The 14,642-nt window shown below is 57.9% G+C and carries 13 protein-coding genes; 6 read left to right on the top strand and 7 right to left on the bottom strand.

What is annotated here, in order from left to right:
• Positions 1-17 precede the first annotated feature (17 nt).
• Positions 18-1,637 carry a cyclic peptide export ABC transporter gene (locus ACR6JA_RS18385; RefSeq protein ID WP_494494015.1) on the top strand — a complete coding sequence of 540 codons (1,620 nt, stop codon included), beginning with the start codon at positions 18-20 and terminating at the stop codon, positions 1,635-1,637.
• A gap of 9 nt (positions 1,638-1,646) precedes the next feature.
• On the opposite strand, the gene ACR6JA_RS18380 is transcribed toward ACR6JA_RS18385, so the two are convergent.
• From ACR6JA_RS18380 to ACR6JA_RS18355, 6 genes are all read right to left on the bottom strand, one after another.
• Positions 1,647-2,612: an ABC transporter ATP-binding protein gene (locus tag ACR6JA_RS18380; protein WP_213713111.1), complete on the bottom strand. Its 966-nt coding sequence runs from the start codon at positions 2,610-2,612 to the stop codon at positions 1,647-1,649.
• Positions 2,609-3,589: an ABC transporter ATP-binding protein gene (locus tag ACR6JA_RS18375; protein ID WP_494494016.1), complete on the bottom strand. Its 981-nt coding sequence runs from the start codon at positions 3,587-3,589 to the stop codon at positions 2,609-2,611. Before ACR6JA_RS18375 ends, ACR6JA_RS18380 begins: the two co-directional genes overlap by 4 nt.
• A complete protein-coding gene (gene opp4C / locus ACR6JA_RS18370; protein WP_213713413.1) occupies positions 3,586-4,533 on the bottom strand; it encodes an oligopeptide ABC transporter permease in 948 nt (315 codons plus the stop codon). The genes ACR6JA_RS18375 and opp4C overlap by 4 nt, the downstream gene beginning before the upstream one ends.
• A complete protein-coding gene (locus tag ACR6JA_RS18365; RefSeq protein WP_213713116.1) occupies positions 4,533-5,492 on the bottom strand; it encodes an ABC transporter permease in 960 nt (319 codons plus the stop codon). The genes opp4C and ACR6JA_RS18365 overlap by 1 nt, the downstream gene beginning before the upstream one ends.
• 53 nt (positions 5,493-5,545) lie before the next feature.
• A complete protein-coding gene (locus ACR6JA_RS18360) occupies positions 5,546-7,255 on the bottom strand; it encodes an ABC transporter substrate-binding protein (RefSeq protein WP_494494017.1) in 1,710 nt (569 codons plus the stop codon).
• A 125-nt stretch (positions 7,256-7,380) separates the two neighbouring features.
• Complete coding sequence (locus tag ACR6JA_RS18355; protein ID WP_008454438.1) at positions 7,381-7,776, bottom strand: VOC family protein; 396 nt, start codon at positions 7,774-7,776, stop codon at positions 7,381-7,383.
• A gap of 141 nt (positions 7,777-7,917) precedes the next feature.
• Here ACR6JA_RS18355 and pheP point away from each other — a divergent pair, with 141 nt between their 5' ends.
• The 3 genes from pheP to ACR6JA_RS18340 all read left to right on the top strand — a co-directional run bounded on the left by pheP (position 7,918) and on the right by ACR6JA_RS18340 (position 11,502).
• Positions 7,918-9,309 carry a phenylalanine transporter gene (pheP, locus tag ACR6JA_RS18350; RefSeq protein WP_213713121.1) on the top strand — a complete coding sequence of 464 codons (1,392 nt, stop codon included), beginning with the start codon at positions 7,918-7,920 and terminating at the stop codon, positions 9,307-9,309.
• Positions 9,310-9,443: 134 nt separating this feature from the next.
• Positions 9,444-10,346 carry an EamA family transporter gene (locus ACR6JA_RS18345; RefSeq protein ID WP_166876213.1) on the top strand — a complete coding sequence of 301 codons (903 nt, stop codon included), beginning with the start codon at positions 9,444-9,446 and terminating at the stop codon, positions 10,344-10,346.
• 133 nt (positions 10,347-10,479) lie between these two features.
• Positions 10,480-11,502, top strand: coding sequence for a sensor domain-containing diguanylate cyclase (locus tag ACR6JA_RS18340; protein ID WP_213713123.1), 1,023 nt, complete (start codon positions 10,480-10,482; stop codon positions 11,500-11,502).
• Positions 11,503-11,518: 16 nt separating this feature from the next.
• On the opposite strand, the gene ampH is transcribed toward ACR6JA_RS18340, so the two are convergent.
• On the bottom strand, positions 11,519-12,676 hold the full coding sequence (gene ampH, locus ACR6JA_RS18335) for a D-alanyl-D-alanine-carboxypeptidase/endopeptidase AmpH (protein ID WP_494494018.1): 1,158 nt from the start codon (positions 12,674-12,676) through the stop codon (positions 11,519-11,521).
• Positions 12,677-13,088: 412 nt separating this feature from the next.
• Here ampH and lpxP point away from each other — a divergent pair, with 412 nt between their 5' ends.
• Both lpxP and ACR6JA_RS18325 read left to right on the top strand, forming a co-directional pair.
• On the top strand, positions 13,089-14,015 hold the full coding sequence (gene lpxP / locus ACR6JA_RS18330; RefSeq protein WP_494494019.1) for a kdo(2)-lipid IV(A) palmitoleoyltransferase: 927 nt from the start codon (positions 13,089-13,091) through the stop codon (positions 14,013-14,015).
• A 51-nt stretch (positions 14,016-14,066) separates the two neighbouring features.
• The gene (locus tag ACR6JA_RS18325) at positions 14,067-14,591 is read left to right on the top strand and encodes an isochorismatase family protein (RefSeq protein WP_494494020.1); all 525 of its coding nucleotides are present in this window, start codon (positions 14,067-14,069) and stop codon (positions 14,589-14,591) included.
• The last annotated feature ends 51 nt before the right edge of the window (positions 14,592-14,642 follow it).

The following is a 14,642-nucleotide window of genomic DNA, read 5'->3' as shown; positions in this document are numbered from 1 at the left end:
TCGAAAAGGAAGTAACAATGTCTCTGTTAATGATGCTGTTCCGCCTGGTGGGCGGCTGGCTGGTGCTGGCGGCGTTTGCCAGCGTGGTCAGCGGGTTAAGCAACGCCTCGCTGCTGGCGGTGATCAACCATAGCCTGACGCTGCCGCCCGGCGGGCTGGCCGACGTGGCGCTGAAGTTTGTGCTGCTGGCCGCGTTAATGCTGGGCACCCGCGTGCTGGCCGAAACGCTGTTTATGTGGCTCGGGCAAAAAGTGAAGGCCACGCTGCGCAAAGACGTGGTGGATCACGTCAGCGAAACCGCCTGGGCGCAGTTGGAGAAAACCGGCATGGCAAAAGCGGTGTCCATTCTGACTCAGGATCTCGACACGCTGGTGGTCTTTTTCGTCAGCCTGCCGGGGCTGCTTATCTACGGGGCGGCGATTGTCGGCTGCCTGATTTACCTCGGCACGCTGTCGTGGCAGGTCCTGCTGCTGGCGCTGCTGGTGCTTGGCCTGGGGGCGATGGGCTACCGCGCCGCCCACGGTAAAGCGTTGGGGCTGTTGCGTAGCTCGCGGCAGCGGGAAGATACGCTGATTGCCCAGTGTAAAAAACTGTTCGATGGCGGGCGCGAGTTTCGCCTGAACCCGTCGCGCAGGCGGCATTTTGTCGACGGACCGCTGAGCGAGAATATCGAGGCGGTGCGCATCGAACGCACTCGTGGGTATGTGTTTTACGGCCTGGCGAAGAGCTGGGGTAGCGTGCTGTTCTTCGCGTTTATCGGTGTGGTGCTTTACTGGCTGCGGGAATCCCTGGCGCTCAGCTCGGCGGTGATGACCGGCTACACGATGATTTTTCTGTACATGATTGTGCCGGTGGAAGGCGTTTTGTCGGCGTTGCCGACGGTGACCAGCGCCCGCATCGCGCTCCAGCGAATCGCCCAGCTTAAAACCGATCTGCCGCAGGAAAAGCTGCTGCCGCTAAAAAGCCTGCCGCGTTTTGACGGCCTTGAGCTGGCCGATATTCGCTACGAATATCAGGGCGAAGAGGGGGAACGTTTTACTCTCGGGCCGCTTGATCTTCGTTTCACTCAGGGCGAGCTGGTCTTTCTGGTGGGCGGCAACGGTAGCGGGAAAACCACGCTGGCAAATTTGCTGGTGGGCCTTTACCCGCCGGACAGCGGCGAGCTTCGGCTTAACGGCAGGCTGATAACACCCGAGCAGCGTGAGATCTACCGCCAGCATTTCGCCGTGGTATTCAATGATTTCTTCCTGTTTGATGACGTGGATAACATCCACGAGCGCACGGCGGACCAGGTGAACAAGCTGCTGCACCTGCTGAAGCTCGACCACAAAGTGGCCTTCCGGGACGGGCGTTTCTCGACCACCGCGCTTTCTCAGGGGCAGCGTAAACGTCTCGCGCTGCTGCAGGCGTGGCTGGAGAACCGGCCTTTTTATCTGTTTGACGAATGGGCGGCGGATCAGGATCCTGGTTTTAAAGAGGTGTTCTACAAAGTGCTGCTGCCGATGCTGAAAGCGGAAGGCAAAACGGTGCTTGCCATTACCCACGATGACCGCTATTTCCCGCTGGCGGACAGGCTGATCAAGCTGGAGTCAGGGCAGGTGGTGGCAGACAGCATACTCAGGCCGCTGTCTGCCTGAATCGCAGAGCTACACCAAATGACACGCGACGCGATGAGCATCGCTCACTTCCCGCAGCGCCGGGACTTCCTGGCGGCAGCGGTCGGTGACCAGCGGGCAGCGCGAGGAGAAGCGGCAGCCGGAAGGCGGGCGAGAAGGATCGGGGATTTCGCCCTGAATGGCTGCCACCGGCTCGCTGTCCGGGTCCAGCGTCGGGACCGCGGCTAACAGCGCCTGCGTGTAGGGGTGCAGCGGTCGGCTGAACAGCACGTCGCGGCTGGCGGTTTCCACCAGTTGGCCGAGATACATCACCGCTACGTCATCGCAGAGGTGCTCCACCACGCCGAGATCGTGTGAGATAAACAGAAACGTCACGCCGCGTTCGTCACGCAGATCGGAAAACAGGTTGATGATCTGCGCCTGAATGGAAACGTCGAGCGCCGAGATCGGTTCGTCCGCAATAATAAAATCGGGGTTAAGGATCAGGGCACGAGCAATACCGATGCGCTGGCGTTGGCCGCCCGAAAACTCATGCGGGAAGCGGGTGTAATGCTGCGGTGCCAGCCCGCAAATCTTCATCACTTCCAGCACCTTGTCCCGAAGTTCGGCGCGGGTGCACAGCTTGTGCTCCAGCATCGCTTCCCCGATGGCATCGCCCACGCGGATGCGCGGGTTTAGCGAGCTGTATGGATCCTGAAATACCAGCTGGATTTTGGGGCGCAGCGCCCGCGATTCTTTGGCGCTCAACTCACTCAATTCTTTGCCGCGATACTTCACGCTACCGGCGGTTTTGTCATACAGGCCAAGCAGGGTGCGGCCAACGGTGGTTTTCCCGCTGCCGGACTCGCCCACGAGGCCGAAAATAGTGCCCTGGCGAATGTTGAAGCTGACGCCGTCGACCGCGCGCAGTTCGCCAGTTTGTTGGCCAAAAAGCCCGTCGCGCAGCGGGAAGTGTTTTTTGAGCCCTTCGACTTCAATAACGTACCGAGTGTTCACGATGCGGACTCCGCTAACTCACTGTAAAAACAGGCGGCCTGTCGCTGCTGCCCGAGCAGCGCCGGAATGCCCTGGCGGCAGCGCTCGGTAGCGCGTTCGCAGCGATCGGTAAAGGCGCAGTAAGGTGGCAGGGCAGCTAAATCAGGCACCTGGCCGGGGATCGAATAGAGCCTGCGGCGGCGCTCGCCCGGGATTGGCCGGGAAGAGATCAGCCCTTTGGTATAAGGATGCAGCGGATTGCGGAGCACCTCCGCCGTTGGCCCCTGCTCAACGATGCGCCCGGCATACATCACCACGACGTGTTCGGCCATCCGGGCGATAACGCCGAGATCGTGGGTGATCAGCATCAGCGCCATACGGTGCTGGCGAGCCTGATCCCGCAATAGACGCAGGATCTGCGCCTGAACGGTGACGTCCAGTGCCGTCGTCGGCTCATCGGCGATCAGCAGCTTTGGCCTGCAGCTCAGCGCCATGGCGATCATCACGCGCTGTAACATCCCGCCGGAAAGCTGGTGCGGATAGCTGGCCATCAGGCTTTCCGCTCGCGCCAGCCCGACGTCGGTCAGCATTTGTGTCGCCAGCTGCCAGGCGGTTTTGGGCGTATCGCCCCGGTGGCGGATTAGCGGCTCGCAAAGCTGGTCGCCGATAGTCAGCACCGGGTTCAGGGCGGTCATTGGCTCCTGGAAAATCATCGCCAGTTCGTTGCCGCGCAAATCTGCCATCTGCGCGGGCTTCAGGCCCAGCAGATTTTTCCCCTGAAACAGGATTTCGCCGCCGTCGATACGCGCCGCCTGCGGAGGCAGTAGCCCCATCAGCGACATGGCGGTCACGCTTTTGCCGCAGCCTGATTCGCCAACGACGCCGACGGTTTGCCCGGCGCGAACGATAAACGACACGTCCTGCACGGCACGCACGCGCCCCTGCTCTCCGGAGAAGGAGAGGGAAAGGTTATTAAACTCAATCAACGCTTCGTTCATTTCGCGCCTCGCTTCATTTTCGGATCCAGCGCATCGCGCAGGCCGTCGCCCAGCACGTTAATGGCGATCACGGTGATAAAAATGGCGATACCCGGCGGCATCCACAGCCACGGGCGGCGCTGGAAGTCGATCAGGCTGTTGGCGCTGTCCATCATGTTGCCCCACGAAGGCGTGGGCGGCACGACGCCGAGGCCGAGGTAGCTCAGCGCTGACTCCATCAGAATGGCGTTGGCCACCGCCATCGTCGCCATCACCACCAGAATTGGAATGGTGTTCGGCAACAAGTGCCCGAATAGGCGGCGGCGGGCGGAAAGGCCTAATACGCGGGTCGCCAGCATAAAGTCGCGCTCGCGCAGGGAGAGGATTTGCCCGCGCACCAGGCGCGCCAGCTTCGGCCACTCCAGCAGGCTCAGCATGATAACCACCATGTAAATGCGCGAGTCCGGCGAGAAGTCGAGCTCCGACAGCATCGCGCCCGCGACGATCAGCAGCGGCAGGCTGGGAATGGTCATCACAAGGTCTGCCAGGCGCATAATCAGTTTGTCGGTCCAGCCGCCGAGATAGCCGGAAACCGCGCCGAGCAGGTAGCCGAGGGTAACCGAGAGCAGCATGGTCAGCAGGCCGATAATTAATGAGATGCGCCCGGCCAGCAGCAGGCGGGTGTAGACATCGCGCCCGAGGAAGTCGGTGCCCAGCCAGTGGATTTCGCCCGGCGGTTTGTTGAGCATCAGGGCGTCGGTGGCGTCGTCCTTCCACGGTGACCAGAGCGGCCCCAGGGCACACCAGATTGCCATCACTATCAGCAGAATCAGGCAGAACATCGCCAGGCGGTTGCGCCTCAGTGCCTGCCAGGCCTGCCGCCACGGTGAAGGCGTCACCTGTGCCAGCGCCGGGATTTCGGCCTTGCGCAGGCGGCGGTTAGTAGAAAACAGAGAACTGAGCATCACGACCTCACCCGAATGCGCGGGTCAGCCCACGCGTAAAGCACGTCGGCAATCAGGTTGCCGAGGATTGTCAGTACCGCCAGAAACAGCGTGAGGCCCATCAGAACCGGGTAGTCACGGGCGGCGAGGGAATCAATATGAATGTGGCCGGCGCCCGGCCAGTTAAAGACTTTTTCGGTAATGATTGCCCCGGAGAACAGTCCCGGCAGCTCAAAGCCCAGAAGGGTGATGATCGGCAGCAGCGCATTGCGCAGGGCATGTTTAAGAATAACGGTACGTTCGCGTAGCCCTTTGGCGCGGGCGGTGCGTATAAAGTCCATTTTCACCACGTCCAGCATGCTGGCGCGGAAGTAGCGCGTCAGACTGCCCGCCTGCAGCATCACCAGTGCGAGTACGGGAAGCACAAGGTGGGCGGCAACCTGCACGACGTAGGCCCAGCCGGAGGCGTCGCTGCCGGTGTTGGTCATGCCGCCAACCGGCAGCCAGTGCAGATCCACCGCGAACCATTTGATCAGCAGCAGGCAGAGGAAAAAGGTCGGGAAAGACATGGCGGCGAACACCAGCACGCTCACCAGATGGTCAAACAGCGAATTGGGCCTCATGGCCGAAACAATCCCCACCGCCAGACCAATCCCCCAGTAGAACACCAGCGCGATGGAGGCCAGCAGGAAAGAGTTCCAGACGTACTGGTTCAGCAATTGGCTAACGGGGATTTGATATTGCAGAGAGAAGCCCAGGTCTCCCGTCAGCAGCTGTCCTAGCCAGTGGAGATAGCGGGTGAACAGCGGCTGGTCGAGGCCGTAAATAGCCTTTAGTTCGGCAACGCGGGCGGCGGTCAGCGTAATATTGCCGTCGATAAAATCACCGGGCGTTTTCGCGAACAGCATAAAGATAATAAACGAGGCGAGCAGCAGCATCGGCAGGGTTTGCAGCAGGCGGCGCAGAATAAAATTTTTCATCACGTTCTCACTGCCGCCGCCCCGGTAAAAGGGCGGCGGCAAGGGTTACTGCGTTACTTAACGATTTTCACATCCGGCAGGCTGCCGGTCAGGCCGTTGTAGATGTCTGGCTTAAAGCCGGTGACGCGGGCGCTGCTGGCGGACAGGATCTTGCGGTTGCCGAGCAGAATCGCCGGAGGATCTGCCGCCAGCACTTTATACAGCTCGTGGTAGATAGCCTTACGCTTCTCTTCATCCAGCGTGGCGTTGCCTTCGTTTATTAGCTTGTCGACCTGCGCATTGCTGTAGCCGGAGGCCTTCGCTTCATTGCTGTAGAAGTCCCAGACGCCGTCGTGCGGATCGTTCAGGGTGCTGGTGCTGAAGGAGGCCAGATCGTAGTTGCCCGCTTTGCGCTGCGCCATCAGGGCGTTGAAATCGACGACCTGCGGCTTCAGCAACACGCCGATCTGCTGCCAGTTTTCTTTGGCGATAGGGATCAGCGCGTCGTTCAACACTTTTTTGCTGACCAGCAGCGTCAGCTCCAGGCGCTTGCCGTCCTTCACGCGGATGCCGTTCGGGCCAGGTTTCCAGCCTGCTTCATCCAGCAGTTTTTTCGCCTGTGCCTGATCGAATTTGTACGGGTTCACGCCTTCCGGGTTATAGGCCCAGGAGATCGGCGAGATCGGCTCGTTGGCAACCGTGCCATAGCCCTGGTAGACCACGTCAATCAGCTTCTGGCGATCCAAGCCGTAGATTAGCGCCTGGCGAACTTTTACGTCCTGCAGCGCCGGGCGACGAACGTTGAATTCGACCTTGCTGTAGTCGCTGGAGCCGTAAAGATTGATATTGGCGAAGCCCAGCAGTTTTAGCTGCTCGATATCGTCCGGGCGGGAAGTAAAGGCGTCGTAATCCGTCTCGCCGGTCTGGAACAGCTGGAAATTGGTGGACGGGTTAGTCACGCGGTAAATAAAGCGTGGCGTTGGCGGCGTGCCGCGATAGAAATGGGTGTTGGCGTGGAAGCGAATTTCCTGCCCTGGGATGTATTTCTCATACACATACGGGCCGTTGCCCAGCGGTTTGCCGTGCAGGGTACGCAGGTAATCCAGGTTGCCGCGCTGGTAGCCTTTGCCGTAGTACGCCTTCGACAGCACCGGGCCGCCTATCTTGCCCAGCGTGGTCGCCCCCGGCTGGGTGGTGGTGACCTGCAGCGTGAGCGGGTCAATCACCTTCAGGCCGCTGACGCTGTCGGCTTTCCCGGCTTTGTATTCGGCACCGCCCGCGATGTTGGCGAGCGTAATGTCGGTGTCGCCGTCATATTTCGGGTCATACAGCACGGTGAGCGTGAACGCGACGTCTTCAGCGGTGAGCGGGGAACCGTCGCTAAAGGTCAGGTTAGGGCGCAGTTTGATGGTATAGACTTTGCCATCCGGGCTGACCGTCCAGCTTTCGGCGAGGCCAGGGACCAGATTGCCGTGGCTGTCCCAGTCGATCAGGCGTGAGAAAATGACGTTGGTGACGTTTTCATCCCAGCCGTTAACGAAGAAGTAAGGGTTGAATATGCCCTGAGGTTCGGAAATCCCTGCGACCACGGTGTCTTTGCGCAGCTTGGCCGTGGCCGGGATTTGACTGGCGTCGGTGGCGGGCGTGATGCCCTCTTTTAAGATGTCATCGGCCGCCGCCGCGCCGGAGAAAGCCACCACGCTGCTAATCAGGGCTGCCTGTAAGGCCAGGCGAAAGCGCGTGGGTTTTGTTTGTAATGCGTCAAGTAACCTGGCCAATAGCATTCCCTCAAGATTTTTTGCTGTAAAATTTACAAATCATGACGAAAGATAAAAGCCCAGATCTTGCCTGTCTAACAACGAAACGCTATGCCTTATAGCGATTTGTTCCTTTGCCCCCGCAAAGCGTATTAGTTGTGCTGGAGTAAGTCCCAGCGGTTGCCGTAGAGATCTTCAAAGACCGCAACCGTGCCGTATTCTTCCTCTCGTGGAACTTCGCAGAAATGCACGCCGTTGGCCGTCATCATGGCGTGATCGCGCCAAAAATCATCGGTGTGAAGGAAAAGGAAAACCCTACCGCCGCACTGATCGCCAATAGAAGCCTGCTGGCGTTCGTTGGTGGCTTTGGCTAACAGCAGGTGGCAATCACTTTCCGGGTTTGGCGTGACCACAACCCAGCGTTTTCCCTCTTGAGGCGTGTCCTCCACAAGCGTGAAGCCCAGTTTTTGGGTGTAGTATTCAATCGCTTTGTCGTAATCATCCACAACGATAGCCACGCAGCCCAGCGCCCGTTTTTGCGTTTTCAATGCCTGCTCCTTTCCTCTGGTGATAAACGGGGGCGAGCATAACATTCACCAAGGATTATTTCCGAAGTGTAACCATTCCTTGCCACTCTTAGTTTCAGGTGTTAAAAGGTGCCCCTTTGACAAATCACAAAGGAGCAGGGCGTGAAAAACACGTCAGTCGCCTCTGAGCCACAGGGCCAGGGTGCGGGGCCGGAGGATGGCCATCAATTACAGCGCGGCTTGCAGAATCGCCATATTCAGCTGATTGCGCTGGGCGGTGCGATCGGCACCGGACTCTTTCTCGGCATTGGCCCGGCGATCCAAATGGCGGGGCCTGCCGTCCTGCTGGGCTACGGCGTGGCGGGGATCATTGCATTTCTGATCATGCGACAGCTCGGTGAGATGGTGGTTGAAGAGCCGGTTTCTGGTTCGTTTTCGCATTTTGCCTATAAATATTGGGGGCCGTTTGCTGGCTTCCTGTCCGGCTGGAATTACTGGGTGATGTTCGTGCTGGTCGGCATGGCAGAGCTGACCGCCGGCGGCATTTATATGCAGTACTGGTTCCCGGACGTGCCGACCTGGACCTGGGTGGCGCTGTTCTTTGTGGTGATTAACGCTGCGAACCTGGTGAACGTGCGCCTTTATGGCGAGATGGAGTTCTGGTTTGCGCTGATTAAGGTGCTGGCGATTGTCGGCATGATTGGCTTCGGCATCTGGCTGCTGGCCTCCGGCCACGGCGGCGAGCGCGCGGGCGTGAGCAACCTCTGGCAGCACGGGGGCTTCCTCGCCACGGGCTGGCACGGGCTGATTTTGTCCCTCGCGGTGATTATGTTCTCGTTCGGCGGGCTGGAGCTTATCGGTATTACGGCTGCCGAGGCGCGTTCGCCACAAACCACCATCCCGAAAGCGGTAAACCAGGTGGTGTATCGCATTCTGCTGTTTTATATCGGCTCGCTGGTGGTGCTGCTTTCGCTCTACCCGTGGCTGGAGATCAAGTCCAACAGCAGCCCGTTTGTGATGATTTTCCACGAGCTGAACAGCAATGTGGTCGCCTCGGCGCTCAACTTCGTGATTCTGGTGGCTTCGTTGTCGGTTTATAACAGCGGCGTGTATTCCAACAGCCGGATGCTGTTCGGCCTCTCCGTGCAGCGCAATGCGCCAAAATTCCTGGCGAAAGTCAGCCGCGGTGGCGTGCCGGTGAATTCACTGCTGCTGTCTGGCGCGATCACTTCGCTGGTTGTTGTCCTCAACTACGTGCTGCCGCATGACGCCTTTGGGCTGCTGATGGCGCTGGTGGTGGCGACGCTGCTGCTGAACTGGATCATGATTTCGCTGGCGCACATCAAGTTCCGCCGCGCGATGCGTAGCCAGGGGCACGAAACCAGCTTCAAGGCGCTGCTTTACCCGTTCGGTAACTACCTGTGCATCGCCTTTATGATGATGGTGCTGGGGCTGATGTGTACCCTCGACGGGATGCGCGTGTCTGCCATGCTGCTGCCGGCCTGGATAGTGTTCCTCTTTATTGCCTTTAAGCTGCTGCGCCGTAAAGCATAAGTCGTCATACTGCGGTCTAAAGTCAGTTAATTTTACTCCGCCGGACAAGGGCAACAGCACTGTCCGGCACCTTATCCTCCCGGATTTACGCTATCATGCTGCTCTAAAGAAACGGGTGTTAAAAGGGCAGGGGAATGAGCGTTAGTCGGAAAGGGATGCTGTATGTGTTGTTTGCGGCGGTGCTGTGGGGAAGCTCCGGGGTTTGTGCGCAGTACATTATGGAGCAAAGCCATATTTCCTCGGCGTCGCTGACCATGCTCCGACTGCTGTTCTCCGGCCTGATTCTGCTGATGCTGTCGTTTATGCACGGGGACAAAATCTTCGCCGTGTTTAAGCAACGAAACGACCTGATTTCCCTGCTGATTTTTACCCTCTGCGGCGCGTTGACGGTGCAGCTGACCTTCCTTTTGACCATCGAACAGTCCAACGCCGCGACAGCTACGGTGCTGCAATTCCTTTCGCCGACCATTATCGTGGCCTGGTTTGCCTTTGTGCGGAAAAAGCGTTCCGGCAAACTGGTTTATGCCGCGATTGGCACCTCGTTAATTGGGACGTTTGTGCTGGTGACTCACGGCAACCCGGCGTCGATCACCATTTCCGGCAGCGCGTTATTCTGGGGTATCGCCTCCGCGTTTGCCGCAGCGTTTTACACGACCTATCCCTCGAAGCTGATTGCTCGCTACGGCACACTGCCCGTTGTGGGCTGGAGTATGCTGCTGGGCGGCGCGGCGCTCCTGCCGTTTTACGCCAGCCAGATCGGCAGTTTTACCGCCACCGGCGGCACGCTGCTGGCCTTCTTCTACCTGGTGATAGTCGGCACGGCGATCACTTTCAGCCTCTACCTGACCGGGGCGCAAATGATTGGCGGGCCAAAGGCCAGCATTCTGAGTTGCGCGGAGCCACTGAGCAGCGCATTGCTCTCGGTGCTGCTGCTGGGCATTAGCTTTACGCTGCCGGACTGGCTGGGGTCGCTGCTGATTATCTCCTCGGTGGTGCTTATCTCCCTGGATTCCCGGGGAAAGCTGCATTCACACTAAGCCGCTACATTTTGCAAGGTTTAATTACCGGCAGAAATATCATATTTTGAGGGGTAGAAGTTGCCGTTGTGATACGGTAAAAAGTGCGCTTCCCGGCGCAAGTCTGCACCTCCGATAAAGGTATTTCAGAGTGATGATTGATAATCTAATTGAGCGTATCTCTTCCGCCTTAGACGCCGAATACACCCTGGAAGGTTTGGTCAGACAGCTGCTGGAAATGTTGGAGCTGGTGACCAACATGGAATCCACCTACCTGACCCGCATCGACGCGGAGGGCAGCCAGCAGCATATTGTTTTCTCCCGCAATACCAAAGCGATGAATATTCCAGAGGGGCTTTCCGTCCCCTGGGAAGATACGCTGTGCAAACGCGCTTTAGACGAAGGCCGCCGCTATACCTGCGATGTCGCAAGCGTATGGGGTGATTCTGAAGCGGCAAAGGCGCTGGGGATTGTGACCTACGTCAGCACGCCCGTGACCCTTGCCGATGGTTCGCTCTACGGCACGCTCTGCGCCGCCAGTTCTGAACAGCGCGAGCTGACCGATCATAGCGAACAGGTCTTGCAGCTGTTTTCTCAGCTGATTGCACAGCAGATTCAGAATGAGCAGCTATTGAAAAAGCTTCAGCAGGCCAACGTCGCGCTGACGACCGCCAGCTACACCGATGAATTAACCGGATTGCCTAACCGCCGCGCGGTCTTCGACCAGCTGCCTCGTTTGTTCTCGCGCGCCAAAGATGACGCCCGCTACGTGCTGGTGGCCTTTGCCGATCTGGATGGATTTAAACAGATAAACGATTTGCACGGGCATGAAACCGGGGACGATTTCCTTTGCGCCATCGGCCAGCGGCTGAAAGAGGGCGTGAGGGGGGACGAAATATTAGGTCGCCTGGGCGGCGATGAGTTTATCGTTGCCGGTGCGGGGCCTACGGAATACAGCGAAGCTCTGCGAGCGACCATGGCTTTTCGTGCCAGGCTGGCAGAGCTGCTGAGCGGCGAGTACCAGCTAAAATCCTGCGTGATTGATTATGCGGGGCCCAGCATCGGGGCTATCGCCGTGAATCCGGCTACTATCACGCCGGACGATGCGATACGCGAGGCGGACACGCTTATGTATGTGGATAAGAAGCGCCGTAAAAATGGCGCGGCGGTAAGCTAAACGCCGCGCGCAATCCTCAGGATGCCGGTGTTACTACAGCCTTATTACCGCTAAGTTCAGTCACCAGATCGTTCACGCCGTCGCTCATGTTAACGAAGCGAGTCAGCGGCGAGCGTGTGACCACCACAAAAACGCCCACGTTGTTCTGCGGCACCATTGCCATGTAGGTGATAAAGCCGCCGCCGCCGCCGGTTTTCTGAATAATGCCCGGACGGCCCTCTTTCGGTGACATCCAGACCCAGCCCATGCCCAGCGCGTCGGCTTTCCCCGGCACGTCCATGCCAATGACCTTATGCAACTGGCTGCGCTGATAAATCAGCGTTTGCATTCTGTCTGCCTGGCCGCCGCGATGATGGAAGTCGGAAGAGAGGAATTGCTGCATCCAGCGCATCATATCGCCGGGGGTAGAATAGACGCCGCCGCTGCCCACCGCCGCCAGCGTGTTATCGCAAGGGCTGGCGCCTTTCTCGGCAATCATCAGGCGCTTGCACTGGTCTGGTGACGGGGTAAAGGTGGTGTCTTTCATTCCCAGCGGGCGAGCGATTTGCTCATCGAACAGGTCGGCATATGGCCTGCCGGTTGCGCGGGACAGGGCATCGGCCAGCAGGTCAAACGCCAGGTTTGAATAGGCGGCCACGGTGCCCGGGGCGGCTTTCAGCGTGGCCTGCGAGAGCCAGTTCCAGCGCTGATCCCGCGTCGGCCAGGTGAACACCGTGCGGTGCGGTGCGCCGCCGGGCTGTTCGCGCGGCAGGGAACTGGTATGAGTGGCCAGGTTAATCAGCGTAATCGGCTGGCCGTTAAAGGTCGGCACCCGGGCGCCGGGAGGCGCATATTTGCTGAGCGGATCGTTGAGCTGAACCTTCCCCTGATCGAGCATTTTTACCAGCATTTCGCTGGTCATCAGCTTTGTCAGTGAGGCGATGCGGATCACCGAATCCAGCTGCGGGCGAACGTTATTGCCTGGCCGGGTATCGCCGAAGCTGCGAAACACCCGCTGGTTACCGTCAATCACCACGATAGCCATGCCGGTGGCTCCACTGCCGTAATAAATATGGTTGGCATAGCGATCGACAACGTCGGCGGCAAATTCAGGTGCCGGAGACGGTTGCGCAAAACTGAGCGCCGGCAGCAGCGCAGCGGCCAGCAAAAGAAGACGAGGAAGACGAGTTTTCAACGCAAAAATCCAGTTTAAAAAATAAGGCGGTATAGCAGGTATTTATACTACTCCGCGCCCTTATGCAAAGCGTCAATTCAGCCTTTACGGCCTGAAAAGCGTAACCGTGCGTTACATCACCAGATGACGCACAAAAGTTTGTCAGTTGCGGTTTAATAAAGCATCTTTTGCGTGTTTTTACACTCCGGCTGGCGCTGTTGCCCGGCGACCATAAAGAAAGATCTTAAATAAGATTAAAGACCGATGATTTCGCTACGCTGCTTTAGCAAAAAGTGCGTATTATCCTGCTCGTTATTAACGGTCTGAGTGCAACTATTTCTGAACCCCGGAATCTTAGTAACGGCTTAAGGCGTACCGCGATTGATTCAATTCTTTATGCGATACATTATCCCCTCGCATTAAAGAAGTGAATATGTCTACTAAACCGCTGTTTTATAAGTGCCTCCTGCATCCTCGCTATTGGCTGACCTGGTTTGGGCTGGGTGTGCTTTGGCTGTGGGTTCAGCTTCCGTACCCGGTATTGATGAAAATGGGCGACCTGATTGGCCGTTTCTCGATGTATTTTCTCAAGCGCCGGGTCACCATTGCCCGCCAGAATCTTCACCTTTGCTTCCCGCACTACAGCGAAGAGCAGGTTGAGGCCACCGTGCGGCAAAACTTTTCCTCCCTCGGGATGGGGCTGATTGAGACTGGCATGGCTTGGTTCTGGCCGGATGCGAGAGTGCGCAAATGGTTTGACGTTCGCGGCCTGGAGCACATCAATGCTGCCTGCGATAAAGGCAAAGGCGTGATGGTTATCGGCGTGCATTTTATGTCGCTGGAACTGGGCGGGCGCGTAATGGGGCTGTGTCGTCCAATGATGGCGATGTACCGGCCGCACAACAACAAAGTCATGGAATATGTGCAAACCCGTGGGCGCTCGCGCTCCAACAAAGCGATGCTCGACAGGCGTAACCTGAAAGGAATGGTGAAGGCGCTGAAATCCGGTGAGGCCGTGTGGTTCGCGCCGGACCAGGATTACGGCCCGAAAGGCAGTTCCTTTGCGCCATTCTTTGCGGTTCAGGATGCTGCGACCACCAACGGCACCTTTACCATTGCTCGCCTGGCAAAACCCGCCATTCTGACCACGGTTTTGATTCGCAAGCCCGGCGGATCCGGTTACCAGTTGGTTATCGAACCTGAGTTTTATGACTATCCGGCCGAAGATGAGCAGGCTGCTGCGGCTTACATGAACCGTAAGATTGAGCACGAAATTATGCGCGCGCCGGAGCAGTATCTGTGGCTGCACCGCCGTTTTAAAACCCGGCCTTTTGGCCACGCCGGGCTTTACACGATTTAATCTTTAGGCAGGTGTGCTACGCTTTTTTCTTCTTAATTGAGGAGAGTTAGCATGCCTGCATCGCGCATTGTGATGGTCATCGATATGCAAAACGGTGTCCTGGAGTCCCCCCGCCGCGCCCGCGAAAAAACTGCCGCCAGAATTAATCAACTCATTGATGCCGCCGATAAAGTCATTTTTATTCAGCATAATGAAGCGGAACTGCAGCCGGGCAGTGACGCCTTCGACATTATTCCTGAACTTCACCGCCCGGAAGGGGCGCTGTATGTGACCAAAACGGCGTGCGACGCGTTTTACCACACCGAACTGGACTCTCTGTTAAAACAGCATGGGATTAATGCGCTGGTCGTATGCGGCTGTGCCACGGATTACTGTGTGGATACCACCATTAAAAATGGCGTCAGCCGGGGCTATGCGATGACGGTTGCCAGCGATGCCCATACCACGGCGGACCGTGCATCGGTGAGCGCCGAAGCGCTGATTAATCACCACAACGAGGTTTGGGCCAATCTGTCGATTCCGGGCAATACCCTGACAGTGAAAACCACCGCGGCCATTCTCGACGGCTGGCGCTAAGTTATGTAAGCCGCTCTCACTCCTTGATACAACATTCAGCAAGCATTATCG

Source organism: Cedecea sp. B1(4) (assembly GCF_059414925.1).
Note: the sequence above shows the minus strand (reverse complement) of the source record. Positions and strands in the feature narration are given on the sequence as shown.

Coding starts and splice junctions, on each gene's coding strand:
- ACR6JA_RS18385 (WP_494494015.1), top strand. CDS start 18: ATGTCTCTGTTAATGATGCTGTTCCGCCTGGTGGGCGGCTGGCTGGTG.
- ACR6JA_RS18375 (WP_494494016.1), bottom strand. CDS start 3,589: ATGAACGAAGCGTTGATTGAGTTTAATAACCTTTCCCTCTCCTTCTCC.
- opp4C (WP_213713413.1), bottom strand. CDS start 4,533: ATGCTCAGTTCTCTGTTTTCTACTAACCGCCGCCTGCGCAAGGCCGAA.
- ACR6JA_RS18365 (WP_213713116.1), bottom strand. CDS start 5,492: ATGAAAAATTTTATTCTGCGCCGCCTGCTGCAAACCCTGCCGATGCTG.
- ACR6JA_RS18360 (WP_494494017.1), bottom strand. CDS start 7,255: ATGCTATTGGCCAGGTTACTTGACGCATTACAAACAAAACCCACGCGC.
- ACR6JA_RS18345 (WP_166876213.1), top strand. CDS start 9,444: ATGAGCGTTAGTCGGAAAGGGATGCTGTATGTGTTGTTTGCGGCGGTG.
- ACR6JA_RS18340 (WP_213713123.1), top strand. CDS start 10,480: ATGATTGATAATCTAATTGAGCGTATCTCTTCCGCCTTAGACGCCGAA.
- lpxP (WP_494494019.1), top strand. CDS start 13,089: ATGTCTACTAAACCGCTGTTTTATAAGTGCCTCCTGCATCCTCGCTAT.
- ACR6JA_RS18325 (WP_494494020.1), top strand. CDS start 14,067: ATGCCTGCATCGCGCATTGTGATGGTCATCGATATGCAAAACGGTGTC.